Raw genomic sequence first — 20,126 nt, forward strand, 5'->3', positions numbered from 1 at the left:
TTTATTTATCATCGCTGTTTTTATCATTGTTAGGTTAGCCGTTATGTCGTCTGCTCCAAACGCTAGTGCCCTTATGAAAATTGGTCAGCTCAAAAAGCCTTATGGCATCAAAGGTTGGCTTTGGGTATTTAGTGAAACAGACGATCGTACGGCGATATTTGACATCAAGCCTTGGTGGATGAAAACCGCTACCGGTATGAAACCTTTGACAGTAAAGGCTTGGCGTGAGCAAGGCACAGGAATTGTGGCTCAGTTTGAGCAGATTCCTGATCGCAATGTTGCTGAGACCATGAATGGGGTAACTCTTTGGGTCGAGCAAGACATCTTGCCAGAACCTGCTGAAGATGAATACTATTGGTCGGATTTGGTCAGCCTGCGCGTAATGAACGAGCAGGATGAATATCTAGGCGATATTACTGAGATGTTTGAAACTGGCGCTCACGCTATCATGCGGGTTGCGGCAACGACAGACAGCTTAGATGCCGATGAGCGCCTGATTCCATGGCACAAGCAAACTGTAGTGAAAGTCGATCTGACTGAAAAGACAGTGCTGGTTGCATGGCCGAGTGATTATTGATAATAATCTTAACTTTGCGGTTAAGCTTTATCAGTAATAACACCGATTTATTTAGCCAATATTAGCCACTGCGCAAGTAGACATCTGATGTATTTTGCCGTTATTAGTATTTTTCCTGAAATGTTTGCCACGATTCGTGAGTTTGGAATCACAGGTCGGGCAGTTACTCAGAAGCAAGTAACGATAGAATGCATTAACCCGCGTGATTTTACCAGTGATAACTATCGCCGTATTGATGAACGTCCGTATGGTGGCGGTCCTGGCATGGTGATGATGGCTGAGCCATTATCCCAAGCGATTGAGGATGCGCGCCTACGAGCAAGTCAGCATGGCTGCCGTGTCGACAAAGCGCACTGTCCGGTGATTTATATGTCGCCACAAGGACAGACGCTGAGTGAGAGTAGTGTGGTCGATATGACCGAGTATGACGGCATGATTATATTATGCGGTCGTTACGAAGGCATTGACGAGCGCTTACTGTCGCAGTATGTCGATATGGAAATATCGCTTGGTGATTACGTGCTTACTGGTGGTGAGCTACCGGCAATGGTGCTAATGGATAGTGTGATACGTCGTTTGCCTGATATTATGGGTGATGATAAGTCAGCTGAGCAAGACTCGTTCGTCGATGGCTTGCTTGATTGTCCACATTATACTAAGCCGCATGAGTTTGCGGGTATGGCAGTGCCTGAAGTGTTACTTTCAGGTCACCATGCCAATATCGCGAAGTGGCGCTTTAGTCAGCAAGTCGAACGTACGCAAGCGCGTCGTCCAGACTTATGGCAGGCGTTTACGCCAACGGTAGAGCAAGCAAAGTGGCTAAAGGCATTAGCAAAAGCTGATAAAAAATAGCGGTTAAAAAGATAAACAGTTAAGTAATAAAATTTTGAGCAATAACAAAACGAGTCATAGCATAATGGCCGTTTGTCATAACCTACTTACGTTGTGTCTTATTAAAAAGAGATATAATTAATTATTACAAACAGGTGATATGCGTCAAGCCTCTATTATCTAATGTGAGGAGATAACTCTCATGAGCAACAAGCATCCATTGGTTCAGGTCATCGAAAATGCTCAATTGATTGAGCGCCCAAGCTTTGCACCCGGCGATACCGTTGTGGTTCAAGTAAAAGTACGTGAAGGTGAGCGTGAGCGTTTACAGGCTTTTGAAGGCGTTGTAATTGCTAAGCGTAACCGCGGTTTAAACTCAGCGTTTACCGTACGTAAAATCTCAAGTGGCGTTGGTGTTGAGCGTGCATTCCAATTGCATTCACCAATTATCGATAGCATCGAAGTGAAACGCCGTGGCGCTGTTCGCCGTGCGAAACTATACTACTTACGTGAACGCTCTGGTAAATCAGCACGTATCCGCGAGAAGCTTGCTCCGCGTGCGCCTAAAGTTGTTAAGGCAAAAACTGATGCTCGCGTTCCTGATGCAGTTGAAACTGCACCTGGTATTTAAGCAAAAGTTTGCCATCTTTAGTTAGCTGTATGATTTACAGTCGATTAAAGTAAGGCGATAGTAGATACAAACCCTTATTCATAGGTTTATCATATAAATAAGCGGGTCATACCAAAAAAGACAAAACCCCAATCTGTGCGAATGCCAGATTGGGGTTTTTGTTTCTGGCACTTTAAATCACAGAATTAAATTAAGGCTTTAAACGTTGCCTTTAATCATCGAGATTTTCAATACGGCTGTTTTGGTCTTTAGATTTGCTGTACTTACGCAAGCGTATGTATAGCGTCTTGGTGACGATAGCGATGGTCTTTTGCTGATCGTCCACGATATCTACTTGGTATTCACGAAAGACGGGTTCACCCTCTTTTGCCAGCTCTTGAATAGCTTTAATCTCACTGCTAGGGATTTTCATGCGAGCAGTGACTTTGCTATTACCCGGCGCGATAAATTCAATATGTGAGCTTTTATCCCAAACGACGTAACTGCTACCCAGTTGATGCATGAGCATGAGCATATAAAATGGATCAACCATTGAATATAAGCTGCCGCCAAACTGTGTCCCTACAATGTTCTTATTTAGACTATTTAGTCCCATATTGACCACACATAAACCTTGGTCAAGGTTTATGTGCTCAATCTTGATGCCGGCACCGATATAAGGTGCATAAGTGTTGATACGTAGCTTGAGCAGATAAGGCGTGAGCAATGGCATAATATTTTTTTTAGCATTACGTTTTAGCGTCTCAAGATTTTTGGGTAGTAAACTCATAAACTTATCCTAGGGTACTTCTTGATTTTTAGACTGCTATTATTCAATCGTTATGGGTAAAAAGGTATTTATCATAGTGAAAAACTTATAAAGGCGCTAGAGCTAAAGCGTAACTTCATTCACATCTTAGCGCTTTGTTTTTGACTATGCGTGATTGTCGATGGTTTATGTACCATAACGCATTATTAATTATAGGAACCATCATCATAATGACTACAATCTACTATTTTATTAGCAACTAAGTAGTTAATAAGTTTGTATTTATTTTAAAAGGAAACTTTATGTTATTAATGGCCGCTATATTTATAGTTTATTCGAATCGTTATACATTCGCGTTCTAAAGTCTCATGACATACAATGACTGCATTTTTTCTTCAGTGGCTGAACACTTATCGTAAGAGTAGTAAGTGAATAAGCAGTCACTAAAACGTCGGTCGACACAAGGAAATGTGATGAGTAACACGCAGCTTCCCCCTTTAGATGCCAATCCGCAGCAGCCAACCCCTTCTGATAATGATGTTCAAAGTAGTTATGTAGAATTACATAAGCCCTATTCAAGTTTTAAAAATCGTGATGCCTATCTCAATCATGAACTGCAAATCATGCAGCCGAAACGCTGGCGCGCCAACCTACCGTTCCGTGATTATCGTTTTGAGTACGAAGATACCATTCCAGCAATGGCTGCGACCATTGGTAAAGTTGTGATGGTGGGTGCTATTGCGGCGACTTTTGCAGGGCCACTCGGTTTGGGTGATGCTTTTATCTTAGAAAACGTCCGTTATGAATTATTGATTGTTTCGTTTTTTGTCATTTTATTCTCAGGTTTTCTACTACCGACCGCCAACCTTGCGGGTACTCATGGGCCTTTAATTCCGCTTATTCCTATTGTGGTCGCAGCTGGTGGTCACCCGATGGCCTTTGGTCTGCTCATCGGTGCCTTTGGGTTATTATTGGCAATCAGTAAAGGGGGCAGCTTACTAGCAAATTTGACCAGTAAAGGCGTGTGCGGTGGTTTGCTGCTCTACTTGGGCTTTATTGGTACGATATCACAAGTTAAAAACTTGTTTGCATGGGCAGAGGGCATTGGCATGGCGCATATTGCTTTTGTGGTAATTTTGCTGACGATTATCTTGTATGCTGTGTTAGAAAATTTTCAAAAGCGCTGGCTGGCTGTGCCGCTGAGCTGTTTGTTAGGTGGTGGCGTGGCGTTCGCTATGGGCGCGCCTTTTGCCTTTAAAACCGCACCCGGTCTACCGCATATGAGCCCTATGTATTGGTGGGGCGAAAATACTGGTTGGATGTTAGGATTACCGACGGTTGAGAGCTTTATCGTGGTATTACCTTTTGCGGTGTTAGCAGTGGCGATGTGGTCGCCAGATTTTTTAGGTCATCAGGTCTTTCAGAAAATCAGCTATCCCAAACGTACTGAACGTGTACTGATGGATATTGATGATACGATGACCAGTGCATCGTTTCGTCAGGTCGTAGGTTCTGTGCTCGGTGGCGCGAACTTTGCGTCGTCATGGGGTACGTATATCGTACCTGCAGCAATTGCCAAGCGTCCGATTCCAGCTGGTGCGATTTTGACAGGACTATTTTGCCTTATCGCAGGTGTTTGGGGTTACCCTATGGACTTGGCAATCTGGGAGCCAGTGATGTGTGTGGCACTCATCGTTGGCGTCTTTATACCGCTACTTGAGGCTGGGATGGAGATGACGCGTGAGGGTAAAACTACTCAGTCTGCCGCCATTGTCGTCTTTGCATCTGCGTTGGTGAATCCCGCCTTCGGTTGGTCTATTACTTTGGTGCTTGATAATTTAGGATTAATTGGCTCTAAAGAGCGTAGTGCCAGTCTAACCAAAATGAGCCGCTGGATTATTCCTGTGATCACCTTTGTGATACTGACCGGGGTTATGGCTATCGTCGGTATGTTGCCAGGTATCCCAGCACTATTACCAAATTTCCGTCACTAGTCGCACTGTAGGGTTGTTTTTCTGCAAAAAGTCAGCCTTGGTGCTGGCTTTTTTTATGGTTATTGCTAAGCTGATAAGGGTTCTTGTAAAACCGATACCATCGCCCCATAAACATCTGTATATCAGTATCTTGAGAGCAATAAATTCTATGGTCAATGTCTCAGAATCGAGTCCCATCGATGACAAGAAAGCCCGTCTTAAACATTTAATCCAGCGCCTGCCAAACTTGCCGGGAGTGTATAAAATGCTGGGTAAAAATGGTGATATTTTATATGTCGGCAAAGCTAAATCACTCAAGAGCCGTGTGAACAGCTACTTTGCGAAAACCATTGATCATCCTAAGACACGAGCACTGGTGGCACGGATACATAATATTGAAACCATCATTACCCGCAGTGAGACGGAAGCGCTGTTACTTGAGCAAAATCTGATTAAAGAATATCGTCCGCCTTATAACGTGCTACTGCGCGATGATAAATCCTATCTCTATGTGTTTATTTCAGCAGATAAGCCTTATCCAAGATTGGCTTATGGTCGCGGTAAAGGCAATCACCAAAAGGGTCGCTTTTTCGGTCCTTTTCCTTCTGCGCATGCGGCAAAAGAAACACTGGTGCTCATGCAAAAAATGTTTCAAATGCGCCAATGTACCAATACCTTTTTTAAGCAACGTAAGCGTCCGTGTCTTGAATACCAAATTAAGCGTTGCCGTGCTCCTTGTGTGGGCTTAGTATCGCCAGAAGAATATAGCGAGGACGTCAATAATACTATTCGTTTCTTAAAAGGTGACTCTAGTGATATCCATACTGCTTTGATTGAAAAAATGGAAGCTTCTGCTGAAGAGCTAGACTTTGAAAAGGCAGTTTTTTATCGCGATCAGCTGTCTATGCTGCGTGAAGTACAAGCCAAGCAAGCCGTTTATACAGTGCAGGGTGAGGCAGATGTGATTGCTATTGCCAGTCAAGCAGGCATGACCTGTGTCAACGTATTGACGGTACGTGGTGGGCGCGTGCTTGGCGGTAAGAACTACTTCCCTGATGTCGATAGCAGTGAGCCTCTTGCAGACAATTTATCAGCGTTTATCACCTCATTTTATTTTCAGGTGACGGATGATTTGCCAGCAGAGATTATATTGAGCGATGAATTACCAGATCAGCTAGCAGTGAGTGAAGCGTTGGCAACACACTTTGGTAGTAAGGTCGTTATCAAAACCAGCGTACGTGAGCACCGTGCTGAATGGTTAGACTTAGCAAAACTCAATACTAATAATGCACTAAAAACCAAACTTGGTGATTATTTAGAGTTACATGCACGCTTTGGGGCGTTAAAAGATGTCTTGACCGAAGTCACGGATCGTACCATTGACCGTATCGAGTGTTTTGATATCTCACATACGATGGGCGAGGCGACGATTGGTAGCTGTGTGGTCTTTGATCAAGGTGGCTCGCGTCGTCGTGATTATCGTCAGTATGCTATCCATGACATTGTCGGCGGTGATGACTATGCAGCGATGAAGCAGGTGTTAACACGGCGTTATAAGAAGCAGCCATTGCCTGATTTATTGCTGATTGATGGTGGTAAAGGGCAGCTCGGTATCGCTAAAGAAGTGCTGACTGAGTTGGGTATCCTTGGTGATACTTTGCTTATCAGTGTGGCAAAAGGTGAAGGTCGTAAGGCTGGACTTGAAGTTCTGCACTTTATTGACCATGAGCCACTTGACTTGCCTATGGATAGCAAGGCGCTGCATTTATTAATGCATATCCGCGATGAGGCGCATCGTTTTGCGATTACAGCGCACCGTAAGAAGCGTGATAAACGTCGTTCATCGTCGGTGCTAGAAGTGATTCCGGGGCTGGGTGAAAAGCGTCGCCGCGATTTGCTCAATCACTTTGGCGGCATGCAGCAATTGCTTGGTGCCTCGCAGCAAGAATTGGCAGGTGTGCAGGGAATTGGTCCGGTATTAGCGAAAACTGTTTATAAAGTGCTGCATGAGTAGTCTAGGTAATGTTCGTCAAATTTAGGTTTATGTTCATAAAATTTGAACATGAAAAAAGAGGCTGTCCTAGAGTTATTTAGGATAGCCTCTTTTTACGTTTTGTTTAAAATTTTACTATTATTCAGCGCTTTTTATTTTATAAGTTACAAATCTAAAATCTAACGCGCTTTTTTCATCATGCATCTGCTCAGATTCTTCCGCAACTTCAAACTCACTTGGCAGCTCAGGATAAAAGGCATCGCCATCAACGATTTCAGTGTCAACGTGAGTTAGTTCGATACGGTCGGTGTACAGCAATGCATCGCTAAACACGCGCTCGCCACCAATTACCCAAATCGTATCAAGATGCGCACCATGCGCTAGGCTAGCTGCTTGGGTTAAGGCATCGTCTAAATTATGCATTACATAAGCTTTTTCACTACCTACCAAGCCCTTTTGCTCAGCATAATCTATCTGGCTGCTGATGATAAAGCTCACGCGTTTTGGCAAAGGTCGGCTGCCCATTGATTCAAACGTCTTGCGACCCATAATCACGATACCTTGTATCGCACCGTCATTTGGTTTGGTTGTCATACTTTTAAAATGCTGCAAATCGGCTGAGATATGCCACGGTAGCTCATTATCTTTACCAATACAGCGATTGCTACTGATAGCCGCGATTTGGGCAACTTCGGTGTTGGCATAACTCATAAATTATCCTTTGCTAATGTTTAAATATATTTAAATACAATCGAATAAACAGGCGCTATACCGCCACTTGCGCCTTAATCGCTGGATGCGACTCATACCCATCAACGCTGATATCATCATAATTAAAAGCAAAAATATCTTTTACATTAGGGTTAAGCGCTAATGTCGGCAGCGTATAAAGCGAGCGAGTTAGCTGCAGCTCCACTTGCTCACGGTGGTTTTGATAAATATGGCAATCGCCACCGGTCCAAATAAATTCACCAACTTCTAGATTACAAACTTGTGCCACCATATGGGTAAGCATGGCATAGCTTGCGATATTAAAGGGTACGCCCAAAAATAAATCCGCTGAGCGCTGATAGAGTTGGCAGGAGAGTTTATTATCCGCAACAAAAAACTGGAATAACGTATGACAAGGTGGCAAGGCAACTTGATCTGCTTCACCCGGATTCCAACCAGAAACGATTAAGCGCCGCGAGTTAGGATTAGTCTTTATTTGTTCAACCACTTGTGCGATTTGATCGACACCGTCAGAGTTATACTGCCCATCTGCAGTTGTGGTCGCGCCATAATTACGCCATTGGTGACCATAAATAGGACCTAAATCGCCTGCAGGTCGATTAAAGCGCGCAGTTTGCTCTGTAGTTGCCCATTCATTCCAAATGCGTACACCGTTTTGTTGCAAATAATCAACGTGGGTACTGCCACTTAAAAACCATAGGAGCTCATAAGTGATAGACTTAAGATGAACTTTTTTGGTGGTTAACAATGGAAAGCCATCGGCTAAATTAAAACGTAGCTGCGCGCCAAAATGGCTCAGCGTACCAGTACCAGTACGATCACCTTTTTCCGTGCCTTCGTTAAGGACAAGGCGTAGCAGGTCTAAATAGGCTTGCTCGTTTTTAATGATAGAGCTGTTCATGGTCATAAAATTACTCTTCTGCGCTATTAAAACGCATCTTTAATATAGTTCTTAACGTGGTGCATGAAGAAGATAAAGCTTAATAAGCGGCTTGCTTACCCCAGTCATAAATACCACGCTTATAAGCATAAATCAGCATAATCAAGCCAGCAATAATCATCGGTGCACTCAGTAGCTGCCCTTTGGTCATCCAGCCTAACAATATAAATCCTTGGTCAGCATCGGGCTGGCGGAAGAATTCGATGATAAAGCGGCTGATACCATAACCTAGTAAGAACACAGCAGATGCAGCCATACGTGGACGCGGCTTTGATGAATACCACCATAAGAAGATAAATAGCAGCAGACCTTCGGCAAAGGCTTCATATAGCTGCGATGGGTGACGGGGCAGCACATACTGACCATTAACCTCAATCATTAGCTCTTGCAATTGTGGATTACTCTGTAATTGCTCCATATCAAAGGCAGCGGCTTGCGGAAAATAAGTCAGCCAGTTATAGCCACCGTCTGATACGCGTCCCCATAACTCGCCATTAATATAATTACCAATGCGACCAAATAGTAAACCGGTTGGTACACAAGGCACGATAAAATCGAATACTTGGAAGGCAGTTTTCTTATACTTACGGGCAAAGAACCACATGCCTACCATGACACCAATAAAACCGCCGTGGAAAGACATACCGCCTTCCCAGACTTTTAATAGATAGGCAGGGTTTTGTAATAGCTCGCCAAACTGATAAAACAGCACATAGCCGATACGACCGCCCAAAATGACACCAAGCGCACCATAAAAGACCAAATCGGACACCATATCGGTGGTCCAATTGTCACGTTTGCTGCTGCGATACCAAGCCAGACCAAAAGCTGCAGCAAATGCGAGCAAATACATCAAGCCATACCAGTGTACTTCTACTGGACCCAAGGACAGCGCTACAGGATTATACTGAGGATGAATTATCATAAGGGCATCATCATTATTGGTAATTAAATGCTGTCTATAATAGCAAAATTCATCCCTTGCGAACACTATGATAAATGTATGGTTTATTGAATGAATAGCAAAGCGCTAAAAAAACCGATAAGATGAAAAAAAGCGCATCAACTTTTAAGGAATTATCATGTCTGCTACCGTATCATCACGATCATTTTTGCACGATAAACGGTTAACTACCGCAGTTGATGTGCAATCGCCAAACCTTAAGCTAAACAGATTGCCATTATCTTTATTGTGTATAGTCGCATCAGGCTTCAGTTTTTTTGTGCCAGTGACGGCGCAAGCAGCAACCAGTAGTATCGAACAAATTACCATTTATCAAGGCTTAGCCAGTGTCACGCGTGTACTGCCCATCAGTGGCACAGGTGAGCAGACACTGGTTTTTTCCTGTCTTTCGCCTGCGATTGAACCTGACAGTATTAGTGTGCAAGCACTGGGCAATGTTAATATCGGTGAAGTCAGTATTCAAACCTTGAGTGGCGAGCAAGCAGCGCAGTGCCAGTATCAAGGGGCAGCTAATGTACAGACTCAGCAGAATAATCTAGCGGATATCAGTGCCGAATTGGAAGCGGCACGCCTGACCAAAGCCTATTTGCAAAACCTAACCAAAGTCACGCAAATAAACACCACTGGTACCCTTGCCAATAATGCACGCGACTTAGAAACGCAAGCCGCCAGTATTAACAAAAAAATAGTAGAGCTACAAAAGCGAGAAGCTCGTGCTAAAGACGATTTAAATCAGCTGGTCGCTGACAGTACTTCTTCAGTACAAAGGAATGTCACCCAAGTCAGTGTACGTACCGCTAGCCGTTCTGCTAGTAGTGTTAAATTACATTATCAAGTACGCGGTGCCAGCTGGGAGCCGACTTATCAAGCGCGTTTAAATACCGATAATAAACAACTCAATATCACCGCCTCTGCCATCATTGCCCAACAAACAGGCGAGAATTGGAACAACGTGCCCGTTATTTTGAGTACTGTCAATCCCAATCAAACGACGACCAGCCAGCTACCAAGAGTTGAACGTTTGTCATTATATGAAGAAGAGCAAGCTAAGTTGAGCCGTTATGCACAACCAATGATGGAAGCTGCTCCAGTGGTTGTTGTTTCTGCCAGCGACAGCTATGGCGGTGCAGGTGGTATGGCGCCGCTACCGAGCTTTACGGTTAGTAGTCAAAATAAAAATGGTATTACCGAGTATCGCTTACCGCAGCGCGTCAGTATTCCAAGTGATAGCAGACGCGTACGCACTATTATTGATGAACAATCCGGCATCAGTAAGCTGTGGCTACGGAGTACACCGAGCGTAGAAGCTGCCGCTTACTGGTATGCGTCTGCGCCATTTTTGACGCCAGCTTGGGCAGATGGTTCATTGCAACTGTATCGCGACGATAACTATGTTGGTCAGTCGCGCTATGATTATCAGAGTCTAAAAGAGCAGGGGATTGGTTTTGGTGTTGATCCGAGCTTGCTTGTGAAACCGCTGACTGATGAAAACAAAAAAGGCGACAAAGGCGTGTTTAATCGTCAACAAACCAAAACCATCACTCAGGCGTATCAATTTACCAATCAGCACAATCGTAGTATGCGCATGCAAGTGTTAGGCGCAGAACCCTTGAGTAGCGATGACAGCATTAAAGTAACCGCGACGCATACACCAGCGATTAGCAAAAAAGATTGGAATGATAACAAAGGAATGGTAGCGTGGGAGTTCGATTTACCGAGTCAACAATCTCAAGTTGTGCAGTCAATCTATCAAATTAGCTATCCTGCGGATAAAAAATTAAGCACGAATTAATGTTAAATCAGAACCATATAATCGATTCAATTTAAAAAATACAATCCTGATGGGAATGCTGCTGGGATAAATTTTATGAAGCCTCTGGAGTGTAAAGCGCACGGCAAGCGAGGAAAATTTATCCCAGCATAACACTATTTTGAACGAGCCTATTTTATATTGAAATGACTATATACCAATCATATAAAAGGAATTCTATGTGTATTGTCGCCATTGCTTGGCAGTTATTTGATGAGCTGCCTTTGGTTTTATTGTCCAATCGCGATGAGTTTTTACAGCGTCCGACAGAGCTACTACATCAATGGGAAGATAAGCCTATTTTTGCAGGGCGTGATGCGCAAAGTGGCGGTACGTGGTTAGGAATTCACCAAGAGCAGCATGCTGACTTTTATAAGCAAAATGGTCGCTGGGCGGCAGTATTGAACTTTCGCGATGGTGTGCAGGCAAGTAATGATGAGCGCTCACGTGGTGAATTGGTCGCTGGTTTTTTGACCAGTTGCTTAAGCCCGATGGAATTTGCACGGAAAATCAGTCTGCAAGAATATGCTGGGTTTAATCTGATTATCGGCGATAGCAAACAAGCGGTTGTCGTTAACAACCGTGGTCATGCACCAACACCCTTATATGGAGGCTTGCACGTATTCTCTAATGGACAGCCAGAAGAGGGTTGGTTTAAGACAGAGCGTTTGCGTGGCAGGTTACGTCAAGAAATATTGCCATTAATTAGCGAAGATAGTGATTTTGAATACTGGCAAGACGCTGCTTTTAAGGTATTGTCCGATAATACTCAAGCACCAGAAGAAGAGTTACCAAATACTGGTATCGATATCAAAATAGAGCAAGCGCTGTCTTCGATTTATATTGAAGGTGCCAATCTTACTGGCATTGCTAGTAAGGAGGCTGCCAATAATGCCGTGCCAAGCTACGGTACAAGGACACAAAGTATTTTAACGTTACGGCGAAATACTATTAAAGATTCAGGCATTCAAGCTGAAATCGTCAGCCGTGAATGTACTCATTAGCTTTTTATAAAAATCCAGTGAAAAAAATACCGCTAATGATATTAGATATCACTAACGGTATTCATTATTGTGCTAATTGCATTAAAAATTAGTGACTTTATTCCACCAACAAATGGTTGTTTTGTTCCGGAATAATAAGCCCTTGTTGAAGCGGTAGCTCGGGCACCAATTCTTGCAAGGCGCGACGATATACGCTGCGTTTAAAGTGAATCACTTGTCCAAGTGGATACCAGTAGCTGACCCATTGCCAGTTATCAAACTCTGGTTTTCCCTCATCAAAGCGGATGTGTTGGGTATTTGGCTCATCTAAGCGTAGCAAAAACCATTTCTGTTTTTGCCCAATACATAAAGGGTACTGCCCATGACGTACATAGCGTTTTGGCAGACGATAACGCAACCAATCTTGCGTAACCGCTAGCAAATCGACATGACGCGGATGTAGACCGACCTCTTCCCAGAGCTCGCGATACATCGCATCCATCGGCGTCTCCCCACGGTCGATACCGCCTTGAGGGAACTGCCAAGCGTTGTGACCAATACGTTTTGCCCACAGAACTTGCCCTTGTGTATTTGCCAAGATGATGCCGACATTGGCGCGAAAGCCGTCTGCATCTATCATGACGTAACCTTTTAAAATGTTTAAAAATAGCTTATTTCAACAAGGCACAGTGACAGCAATCATAATTATTATAGGGTGATTGCTATCGATACTTTGGCAAAATAAGATTCATTACCATCATTAAACCAAGAAAAGAGCAAAATGTGTAACAGTATTTTGCTATAAAATGTTTCACAGCTTTAATGATTTAAAATCAAGAGGTTATATAAAGATATTTAAGCAGACTTTTGTGTATTCTTTAGCTAAGTTATTTTGTTGTCAAAGTTTTTGCTTTAGTGTCTTATCGTTATAAGTGCTTACTTAATAATATAAGTAATAATACGAGTTTTTGATTCATTAATGCGGGTTTTAGCTTATGCTACACTAGTCATATTTTGCTTATCTTAATCAACGATAAAGCATTAAATCGATAAAGCTATTCTTATATATTGAACCAATAATATCGAACAAATAAGAACCTATTATTAAATAAAACTAGGAATATTAAAAATGTCAGAATCTAAAGCAAGCGTTACATGGCAAGAGAATAAAGCCTTTATGGGTATATCGCCATCAGGGCATAATGTACAAATCGATGCTGATAAAGAAAAAGGCGCCAGTCCAATGGAGCTGATTCTACTAGGGCTTGGTGGTTGTGCTAGCTATGATGTGGTGGCGATTTTGCAGAAATCGCGTCAAAATGTGACTGACGTACGTTGTGAGCTGACTGCTCAACGTGCCGAAACCGTACCGGCTGTCTATACTGATATTCATATGCATTTTGTCGTGACCGGTCAAGACGTCAAAGACAGCCAAGTAGAAAAAGCCATTAAATTATCCGCAGAAAAATACTGCTCAGCCAGTCGTATGTTGGTACAAGGCGGGGTCAATGTGACGCATGACTTTGAAGTTATCGCAGGATAAAGGCGAGTATATTGATGAATTTATTCTTAGGGTTGGTCTCTGATACCGCATCGTCAGCAATTTGGGCAATGGTAGTGGCAAGTCTATTGCCATTAACAATGGCATTGACTGCAAAAATGCTCGGCGGCTTTAATTTGGCTGACAATGCCCATCCACGTGATTTTTTGCAAGGTACGACGGGCGCTGCTGCACGTGCTAATGCCGCGCAGCAGAATAGCTATGAGACTTTACCGGTATTCTTAGCTGCAGTCTTGGCAGCGATGCTGTTTTTTGTGCCACAGCTGATTGTGAATACATTGGCTTGGCTATACGTGCTGATTCGTATCGGTTTTTGCGTGGCTTACATCACTAATTTGGCGATGTTCCGCTCTATCCTTTGGGGTCTTTCTATTGCCTGCTGTCTCATGCTCTTTTATTTAGCTATTCGAGTCAGTGTATAGTAGCAGCTGATTGAAAAAACTAATGCTTATAAGATAAAAGCAGCTAACGTTACTGTGCACTCATTTGTAGTGCGCTAATGATAGCTGCTTTATTTTTCTCTCTTTTAATACTGTTCCATAATATCTTCGCCTCGCTATAGCCTTTGGTGAGCATCGCTAACCATTGTTTATAACGACCGACCAATACAATATCGCTTTTTGCCGTGCCTTGCAGAAATTTAATCTGATGCGCAATCAGGTCTTGCCATAACAATGTTTTTTCATTATTTAAAGTCTGACTATGTTCTCTATCAACCTGCGCAATCAAATCGGGACGGGTGACTGCGCCGCGACCCAACATCAAATGCTCTGTACCTGCTTGTACCATACAATTTTGCGCATGCTTTGCATTCCATATTTCGCCATTGGCAATGACTGGAATATCGAGCGCATTAAAACTTTGAATCTTGTCCCAATAGGCTGGTGGCTTATAGCCTTGGGTTTTGGTTCGTGCATGAATAGTTAGCCAATCAGCACCACTGTCGTTAATCGCGCCGCGAATATCATCCATGAGACTGGTATCGGTATAACCTAAACGAATTTTGGCTGAGACTGGAATGTCGGCAGGTACCGCTTGACGCACCGCGCTTATAATCTGATACATGGTTTCGGGTTCATCCAATAATATCGAACCACCACGGTGGCTATTGACAGTCTTGGCAGGACAACCAAAGTTGATGTCAATCGCTGGTGCACCAAGCTCGGCAGCATAAGCGGCATTGTCTGCCATGAGTTGAGCTTCACTACCGAGCAACTGGACATGAATCAGTGTGCCACAGGCAGTCTTGGCATCATGACGCAATTCTGGAACGTATTTATAAAATACATGCGCGGGCAAGACATGCTGAGTCACACGGATAAATTCGCTAACCGACCAATCATAAGGGCGACCCAAGTCTGATGCAATTTGCGTGAGGATTTGCCGCATTAACGGGTCGGTCAAACCTTCCATTGGCGCAAGTAAGCGGACAGGATTGGCAAATAACTGATGGATGGTGTTTTGACGTATTTGAAGTTGCTGATTAGTATTCATGCTTGTTGTTCACTGCTAAAAGGTTGCTATTAAAAGGTTGACATAAAGAAAGGTAGGCTAGAGGTTTAGAGTGGCAAATACAAAGATTGATGAAGTTAGAAAGATTAAGTATTACCAAAAATAACTTTTTTGCCTGTTTGTAAGCCTGATATCAAGTCTTTGATATTATGGATGTCCAAATTACTCTGCGCACGTGTACAAGCAACGTAGAGCAAACGCAACTCTTCAGGGCTGATCTTGACCGCATTGGTCGTCACATCATAATAAAAGTCATCATCTAACTGTACCTTTCCCCATTCAAGCCCTTTCGCCTTATGGGCAGTGGAGATAACATAGTCAGCATTTTCGATACTGGTAAGACTATTGACAGCTTGGCTCAGGACATTGGTGCCATGATCATCGACCAATTTCACCAGTGTTTTTAGATCGCTGCCTTCATTAGTTTCAGAGTACTCTTGTACATCGCCCCAATTATAAAAGTATGCCAGTTCAGGCACGCCATAAGCAGACTTGCCATTTTTTAAGTTTTCGGCGGCCTGACAAAATTTAAGCATACGATCGGTATCAGCTTGTAGCGCCACGCGGTGACCGAGCTTGAGTCCAGTCAATAGTTGCGACATCGCAGCAGCATTGGTGCGACATAGAATGGCGTCTTTTTTACTGTGTACCATGCCTTTGTCAGTAGAGGATTGCTTATTCGGATTGCCTTTTAACGGGACATCTTCTTGCAATGCTTTGAGCAAAGTATTGGCAATCTCAGCAATCGGTTCGCCAAAGCGAAAAGACTGGGTCAATAAGGTTTGTGGCAATGGCAATTTTTTCATTGCATTGACTGCGCCGCGCCATTCATAAATCTGCTGATGAGCGTCACCCACATAAATTACTTGCCGTGGCTGCTGGGTCAAGATTCCCATCATCAATGGATCGGCATCTTGCGCTTCATCAAATAAGATAAAATCCGCTGGAATGCTTGGCTTCGATAATGCCCACAATTTAAGATAAATATCATGCCCGATACCAGCTGGATGGCGCGCATCAATCGACTGTAGCCAACGTTGCTCTACGGCAGGGTAGAGCATCTCACGTAACTGTTCGGCATCTGACTCATCGAGCCAACTTGGAAATTCAATATGCCTTGGTGCAGGGTAGCTGGCATGTGTACTACAAAAATTGCTGACAGCATCGCTGACGAATCGCGACAGTCGGGCTGGGGTGAGGGTAATATATTTGTTTATACCATCCATTTGCCGACGTACTTGGACGGGCTGCAAACCCAAATCATCACCCAGACGCTTGGGTGAAAAACGCGGCAAGGATAGTTTGGCAGTGATATCACGGGCGACATGCCGATAAGCAAGCGAATGAAAGGTGCGACATTCCACATGAGGTGGAAACTTTGAGCGAGCATCATTGGCAATCGTCTTGTTAAAAGCTAAATATAAGCCACGTCCACGCAAACGCTCACCAATCAGTTTTAAGGTCGTCGTCTTACCAGCACCCGCATAAGCCACCACTTTAAATGACTTGTGATCCATCGCCATGTTAAGCGCGCTCAGCTGCTCATCAGTGGGATCGCTCATATAAGCTGGCATAGATGCGGACATAAAAAATTACCTAAAAGAGTAAAACGGATCAAAAATGACGGGGGTAAAAAAAGCCACTGCATAGACAATGGCTGACTCGTCATATGAAATTGCAAAATACTTGCAAGCGCACATGACAATAATACAAAAACTCATAGAAAATAAAGATGGAAATAAGCAGGTTATATTAACAGATTAGCGCGTTGGCTGTTTTTGGAATAAGTGTCTGGCAAGTGATGTTATTCTTTATTTAACCCTGTATCGCTTGCTAAGGCAGGACTGTGCTCTTCTTTAATTAATATTTTCGCTAAAAATAATCCTAGCTCAAATAGTAGCCACATCGGAATGGCGAGCATCAACATCGACACCCCATCAGGCGGTGTCACGACCGCAGCAACGGCGAAACAGCCGACAATAATATAACGGCGTTTATCTTCTAAGCTCTGAATGGAGACGACACCAGTCAATATCAATAGCAAGGTGACGACTGGAATCTCAAAGGTTAAACCAAATACCATAAAGAGTTTAAGTGCAAAACTTAAATAACTGTCGATGTCTGTCATCGGCAAGACGTTCTGCGGCGCGAACATAATAAAGAATTTTAGAACCCCTTTAAGGACAATAAAATAAGAGAAAGCCACACCCGCATAAAATAAAAATATAGAGGACATCAAAACGGGAATCGCGATTTTTTTCTCTTTTTTATATAAACCGGGTGCGACAAACGACCAGATTTGATAAAGAATATAGGGCATTGCAAAGAATGCAGCGACGAAAACAGTCAGACGTATCGGTGCCATAAAGTTGGAGGTAATATCCGTCGCGATCATCGTTGAGTTGGCAGGCAACTGAGCAACCAATGGGTCGGACAAAAAATCATAGAGCTCACGTGAAAATCCGACCAAGGCTAAGAATATTATCAGTACGGCAACACATATCTTAATCAGATGACGGCGCAGCTCAATCAAATGCTCGGTAATCGGCATATCGCCAAGTGAGCTTAGGATATCGCCAGAGTCATCAGTATTGCTGTCGACATTACCATCAATGGGAGCTGTTGAGGTCTCGATATCTGAATCCGCGACTTTTTCTTGACGGCTTTTTTTACGTTTAAATAAGCCCACTAATTACTCTCCTGCTTATTAACAGAAGTCTGTTCGGGTAAAGGACTGTCTAGATGGCTGTTTAGTAAGATATCGGCTTTATAGTTTGGCAAGTAAGGCGGTTGCGGCAAACGACGCGCTTTATCATAAGCACCAAGACGAAACCACATGTTTTCCCACGGTCTAGTTGTGATGGTTTGAATCACTGGATTGGCGTTATCATTAAAATCAGTTTTTAGACTGTCGTTATCACCTTGTGCCGATGGCTGCTCAGAGCTTTCTGGTTTCTCAGCCTGTCTATTACTATCGTAGGCATAGTCAAAGGATTTTGGGCTCACTGGTCGATTATCATCATTCTCACTACTGGCTTGGCTACTTTGCCTGGGCTTAGCGTCATCGACTAGATCACGCGATGCCTTTAAATGCTGGTTTTTCGAGGATTCAAACTCTTGCATACTGCCGCGCATTTCTGCCATTTCACGGCGCATTTCTGCTTCAGTCTGGCGAATTTTGGCCAGCTCTTTTTGCATTTGCTGGCGCGTCTCAGCTAAGTCAAGTTCCGCTTCGATTTCAGATTGCAAAGTAGAAACCGTGCGGCGAATTTTGGCATACCATTGCCCAGCGGTACGCGCCGCTTGGGGCAGCTTTTCTGGTCCCAAGACGATTAAGGCAATGACGCCAAAAAGCAGTAATTCAGAAAACCCAATATCAAACATAATGTTTCGATGTCACTGTCTAGATGCTATACATTATGCGTGTCATCAACCTTAGTGGTTGTTGGGCGCTCTTCAGTGTGTGCGTTGCCATCATGGTCGAGCACCACTTGCTTTTTGGCATGTTCAGTATTTTCATCTTTGACGGCTTCTTTAAAACCTTTGACCGCGCCGCCCAAATCTTTACCAGCATTTCTCAGTTTGGAGGTGCCAAATACGACAACCACCACCACCAATAAAATCAGCCAATGCGTAATGGAAAAACTGCCCATAATGCTATCCTTATGTCTTGGTTTTCAGTCTTTATAGGAATACGTTGAGTATATAGAATATTGTGATCGTACACAAAAGCTATCGACCGCTTATGCGAAGTAACACGTCACTATATTATAACCTGCTGTTATGACAAAAAGGTGAAAGCAACAATAATCAAACAGGGTAATGGCCAAGCTTATAAAACGCTATCGCGCCGCCTTTTCATCGATACCTGAGAGACCAAAGCGTCGACCTAGCTCATTTAATACCGCCTCTGATTCGATATCGAACCAAGCCAAACCTACTAAGGTATGGAACCAGACATCGGCCACCTCATAGATGAGCTCATGACGAGCTTCGTCATATTGGGTTTTATCAGTGCTTTCATTGCAATTGGCAAAGTCTTTAGCAGCGATAATGCTCTCTGTACTTTCTTCACCGACTTTTTCTAAGATTTTATTCAAACCCTTGGCGTATAAGCTTGCTACATATGAGCTATCGGCATCCGCTTGTTTGCGTTCTGCTAATACTTTATCAAGCTGCTGCAAAATGGAGCGAGTGATGGGGCTGTGGTCATTCTGATTGGTATCTGAATCGACTATATTTTCCGCCGCCGCTTCATTAATTTCAGGCGTGGCTTGTGTTGCTGTATTTGAATAATAAATATCAGCAGGATCCTTTAATACTTTATCAACCGTTTGCCACTCAGGCGTTTGCCCTGATAAATCCAAACGCTGATAAAAACAAGACTCGCGGCCAGTATGACAAGCAATACCACCGACTTGAGTGACGCTAAGTACAATCACATCGGCGTCGCAATCCAAACGAATATCATGTACGGTCTGAGTATGACCTGATGACTCGCCTTTATGCCATAATTTAGCACGTGAGCGCGAAAAATAAACCGCTGTCTGCGTTTGCGCGGTCAATTGTAGTGCTTCGGCATTCATCCACGCCATCATCAAAATACGCCCTGACACATAATCTTGTGCAATTGCAGGAATTAAACCATCTGCATTAAAATTTACGGCAGCCAGCCAAGCAGGTGAAGTCATAATCTTGTTGCCATCTTATAGGTAGAAAATAATAAAAAGTCGCTAAGTATTCGCTAAATAATAGTTATTCAGCCTATCTGTCCTTCATGTGAGCGCTTTATCAATACGCAGTCTCTACTTAAACACAGCTTAAGCTGACATTCAATATGTTAAATCAGTAAATACAGCACAATTATACTC

20 protein-coding genes are annotated in these 20,126 nt (G+C 43.4%); 9 read left to right on the plus strand and 11 right to left on the minus strand.

Annotated features, from left to right (window positions below; all coding sequences use genetic code 11):
- The first annotated feature begins 43 nt into the window (after window positions 1-43).
- From rimM to rplS, 3 genes are all read left to right on the plus strand, one after another.
- The gene (rimM, locus tag H0262_RS09970; RefSeq protein ID WP_133104946.1) at window positions 44-577 is read left to right on the plus strand and encodes a ribosome maturation factor RimM; all 534 of its coding nucleotides are present in this window, start codon (window positions 44-46) and stop codon (window positions 575-577) included.
- An 87-nt stretch (window positions 578-664) separates the two neighbouring features.
- Window positions 665-1,429 (plus strand): tRNA (guanosine(37)-N1)-methyltransferase TrmD, encoded by a 765-nt coding sequence (trmD, locus tag H0262_RS09975; protein ID WP_011514627.1) that lies wholly within the window; start codon window positions 665-667, stop codon window positions 1,427-1,429.
- A 181-nt stretch (window positions 1,430-1,610) separates the two neighbouring features.
- A complete protein-coding gene (gene rplS / locus H0262_RS09980; protein ID WP_011514626.1) occupies window positions 1,611-2,039 on the plus strand; it encodes a 50S ribosomal protein L19 in 429 nt (142 codons plus the stop codon).
- 211 nt (window positions 2,040-2,250) lie between these two features.
- Here rplS and H0262_RS09985 read toward each other — a convergent pair whose 3' ends face one another.
- Window positions 2,251-2,808: a DUF4442 domain-containing protein gene (locus tag H0262_RS09985; RefSeq protein ID WP_149409727.1), complete on the minus strand. Its 558-nt coding sequence runs from the start codon at window positions 2,806-2,808 to the stop codon at window positions 2,251-2,253.
- A gap of 452 nt (window positions 2,809-3,260) precedes the next feature.
- On the opposite strand from H0262_RS09985, the gene H0262_RS09990 reads away from it, so the two are divergent.
- Together H0262_RS09990 and uvrC are read left to right on the plus strand one after the other, a co-directional pair.
- On the plus strand, window positions 3,261-4,781 hold the full coding sequence (locus H0262_RS09990; protein WP_149493089.1) for a DUF3360 family protein: 1,521 nt from the start codon (window positions 3,261-3,263) through the stop codon (window positions 4,779-4,781).
- Window positions 4,782-4,929: 148 nt separating this feature from the next.
- The gene (gene uvrC / locus H0262_RS09995; protein ID WP_020444423.1) at window positions 4,930-6,774 is read left to right on the plus strand and encodes an excinuclease ABC subunit UvrC; all 1,845 of its coding nucleotides are present in this window, start codon (window positions 4,930-4,932) and stop codon (window positions 6,772-6,774) included.
- Window positions 6,775-6,891: 117 nt separating this feature from the next.
- On the opposite strand, the gene H0262_RS10000 is transcribed toward uvrC, so the two are convergent.
- From H0262_RS10000 to lgt, 3 genes are all read right to left on the minus strand, one after another.
- Window positions 6,892-7,464 carry a dihydrofolate reductase gene (locus tag H0262_RS10000; protein WP_181210646.1) on the minus strand — a complete coding sequence of 191 codons (573 nt, stop codon included), beginning with the start codon at window positions 7,462-7,464 and terminating at the stop codon, window positions 6,892-6,894.
- A gap of 55 nt (window positions 7,465-7,519) precedes the next feature.
- Window positions 7,520-8,392 carry a thymidylate synthase gene (locus H0262_RS10005; RefSeq protein WP_020444421.1) on the minus strand — a complete coding sequence of 291 codons (873 nt, stop codon included), beginning with the start codon at window positions 8,390-8,392 and terminating at the stop codon, window positions 7,520-7,522.
- Window positions 8,393-8,465: 73 nt separating this feature from the next.
- Entirely contained in the window at window positions 8,466-9,350 is an 885-nt protein-coding gene (gene lgt, locus H0262_RS10010; protein WP_181210647.1) for a prolipoprotein diacylglyceryl transferase, read from the minus strand.
- A 157-nt stretch (window positions 9,351-9,507) separates the two neighbouring features.
- On the opposite strand from lgt, the gene H0262_RS10015 reads away from it, so the two are divergent.
- Together H0262_RS10015 and H0262_RS10020 are read left to right on the plus strand one after the other, a co-directional pair.
- Window positions 9,508-11,181 (plus strand): DUF4139 domain-containing protein, encoded by a 1,674-nt coding sequence (locus H0262_RS10015; protein WP_181210648.1) that lies wholly within the window; start codon window positions 9,508-9,510, stop codon window positions 11,179-11,181.
- Between the two features lie 197 nt (window positions 11,182-11,378).
- Window positions 11,379-12,203: an NRDE family protein gene (locus H0262_RS10020; protein ID WP_181210649.1), complete on the plus strand. Its 825-nt coding sequence runs from the start codon at window positions 11,379-11,381 to the stop codon at window positions 12,201-12,203.
- 97 nt (window positions 12,204-12,300) lie between these two features.
- On the opposite strand, the gene H0262_RS10025 is transcribed toward H0262_RS10020, so the two are convergent.
- The gene (locus tag H0262_RS10025; protein WP_011514617.1) at window positions 12,301-12,822 is read right to left on the minus strand and encodes an RNA pyrophosphohydrolase; all 522 of its coding nucleotides are present in this window, start codon (window positions 12,820-12,822) and stop codon (window positions 12,301-12,303) included.
- Window positions 12,823-13,311: 489 nt separating this feature from the next.
- Between H0262_RS10025 and H0262_RS10030 the strand changes: the two genes are divergently transcribed.
- Both H0262_RS10030 and H0262_RS10035 read left to right on the plus strand, forming a co-directional pair.
- Window positions 13,312-13,725, plus strand: a complete 414-nt coding sequence (locus H0262_RS10030) for an OsmC family protein (RefSeq protein WP_181210650.1) — start codon at window positions 13,312-13,314, stop codon at window positions 13,723-13,725.
- 14 nt (window positions 13,726-13,739) lie between these two features.
- A complete protein-coding gene (locus H0262_RS10035) occupies window positions 13,740-14,165 on the plus strand; it encodes an MAPEG family protein (RefSeq protein ID WP_133104915.1) in 426 nt (141 codons plus the stop codon).
- A 49-nt stretch (window positions 14,166-14,214) separates the two neighbouring features.
- On the opposite strand, the gene H0262_RS10040 is transcribed toward H0262_RS10035, so the two are convergent.
- The 6 genes from H0262_RS10040 to hisIE all read right to left on the minus strand — a co-directional run bounded on the left by H0262_RS10040 (window position 14,215) and on the right by hisIE (window position 19,946).
- Window positions 14,215-15,237: a tRNA-dihydrouridine synthase gene (locus H0262_RS10040; RefSeq protein ID WP_181210651.1), complete on the minus strand. Its 1,023-nt coding sequence runs from the start codon at window positions 15,235-15,237 to the stop codon at window positions 14,215-14,217.
- 104 nt (window positions 15,238-15,341) lie between these two features.
- Entirely contained in the window at window positions 15,342-16,841 is a 1,500-nt protein-coding gene (locus tag H0262_RS10045) for a UvrD-helicase domain-containing protein (protein WP_020444415.1), read from the minus strand.
- A gap of 218 nt (window positions 16,842-17,059) precedes the next feature.
- Window positions 17,060-17,944 carry a twin-arginine translocase subunit TatC gene (tatC, locus tag H0262_RS10050; RefSeq protein ID WP_181210652.1) on the minus strand — a complete coding sequence of 295 codons (885 nt, stop codon included), beginning with the start codon at window positions 17,942-17,944 and terminating at the stop codon, window positions 17,060-17,062.
- Window positions 17,944-18,639 carry a Sec-independent protein translocase protein TatB gene (gene tatB, locus H0262_RS10055; RefSeq protein ID WP_181210653.1) on the minus strand — a complete coding sequence of 232 codons (696 nt, stop codon included), beginning with the start codon at window positions 18,637-18,639 and terminating at the stop codon, window positions 17,944-17,946. The genes tatC and tatB overlap by 1 nt, the downstream gene beginning before the upstream one ends.
- A 26-nt stretch (window positions 18,640-18,665) precedes the next feature.
- Window positions 18,666-18,908 (minus strand): Sec-independent protein translocase subunit TatA, encoded by a 243-nt coding sequence (gene tatA / locus H0262_RS10060; protein ID WP_011514610.1) that lies wholly within the window; start codon window positions 18,906-18,908, stop codon window positions 18,666-18,668.
- A gap of 189 nt (window positions 18,909-19,097) precedes the next feature.
- Window positions 19,098-19,946, minus strand: coding sequence for a bifunctional phosphoribosyl-AMP cyclohydrolase/phosphoribosyl-ATP diphosphatase HisIE (hisIE, locus tag H0262_RS10065; RefSeq protein ID WP_181210654.1), 849 nt, complete (start codon window positions 19,944-19,946; stop codon window positions 19,098-19,100).
- Window positions 19,947-20,126 lie beyond the last annotated feature (180 nt).

It is taken from the genome of Psychrobacter sp. D2, assembly GCF_013608135.1.
Lineage (GTDB): Bacteria > Pseudomonadota > Gammaproteobacteria > Pseudomonadales > Moraxellaceae > Psychrobacter > Psychrobacter cryohalolentis.

Coding starts and splice junctions, on each gene's coding strand:
- lgt (WP_181210647.1), bottom strand. CDS start 9,350: ATGATAATTCATCCTCAGTATAATCCTGTAGCGCTGTCCTTGGGTCCA.
- H0262_RS10035 (WP_133104915.1), top strand. CDS start 13,740: ATGAATTTATTCTTAGGGTTGGTCTCTGATACCGCATCGTCAGCAATT.
- H0262_RS10040 (WP_181210651.1), bottom strand. CDS start 15,237: ATGAATACTAATCAGCAACTTCAAATACGTCAAAACACCATCCATCAG.
- rimM (WP_133104946.1), top strand. CDS start 44: ATGTCGTCTGCTCCAAACGCTAGTGCCCTTATGAAAATTGGTCAGCTC.
- hisIE (WP_181210654.1), bottom strand. CDS start 19,946: ATGACTTCACCTGCTTGGCTGGCTGCCGTAAATTTTAATGCAGATGGT.
- rplS (WP_011514626.1), top strand. CDS start 1,611: ATGAGCAACAAGCATCCATTGGTTCAGGTCATCGAAAATGCTCAATTG.
- tatA (WP_011514610.1), bottom strand. CDS start 18,908: ATGGGCAGTTTTTCCATTACGCATTGGCTGATTTTATTGGTGGTGGTG.
- tatB (WP_181210653.1), bottom strand. CDS start 18,639: ATGTTTGATATTGGGTTTTCTGAATTACTGCTTTTTGGCGTCATTGCC.
- H0262_RS10000 (WP_181210646.1), bottom strand. CDS start 7,464: ATGAGTTATGCCAACACCGAAGTTGCCCAAATCGCGGCTATCAGTAGC.
- uvrC (WP_020444423.1), top strand. CDS start 4,930: ATGGTCAATGTCTCAGAATCGAGTCCCATCGATGACAAGAAAGCCCGT.
- H0262_RS10025 (WP_011514617.1), bottom strand. CDS start 12,822: ATGATAGATGCAGACGGCTTTCGCGCCAATGTCGGCATCATCTTGGCA.
- trmD (WP_011514627.1), top strand. CDS start 665: ATGTATTTTGCCGTTATTAGTATTTTTCCTGAAATGTTTGCCACGATT.
- H0262_RS09985 (WP_149409727.1), bottom strand. CDS start 2,808: ATGAGTTTACTACCCAAAAATCTTGAGACGCTAAAACGTAATGCTAAA.
- H0262_RS10020 (WP_181210649.1), top strand. CDS start 11,379: ATGTGTATTGTCGCCATTGCTTGGCAGTTATTTGATGAGCTGCCTTTG.
- H0262_RS10030 (WP_181210650.1), top strand. CDS start 13,312: ATGTCAGAATCTAAAGCAAGCGTTACATGGCAAGAGAATAAAGCCTTT.
- H0262_RS10005 (WP_020444421.1), bottom strand. CDS start 8,392: ATGACCATGAACAGCTCTATCATTAAAAACGAGCAAGCCTATTTAGAC.
- H0262_RS10045 (WP_020444415.1), bottom strand. CDS start 16,841: ATGTCCGCATCTATGCCAGCTTATATGAGCGATCCCACTGATGAGCAG.
- H0262_RS09990 (WP_149493089.1), top strand. CDS start 3,261: ATGAGTAACACGCAGCTTCCCCCTTTAGATGCCAATCCGCAGCAGCCA.
- H0262_RS10015 (WP_181210648.1), top strand. CDS start 9,508: ATGTCTGCTACCGTATCATCACGATCATTTTTGCACGATAAACGGTTA.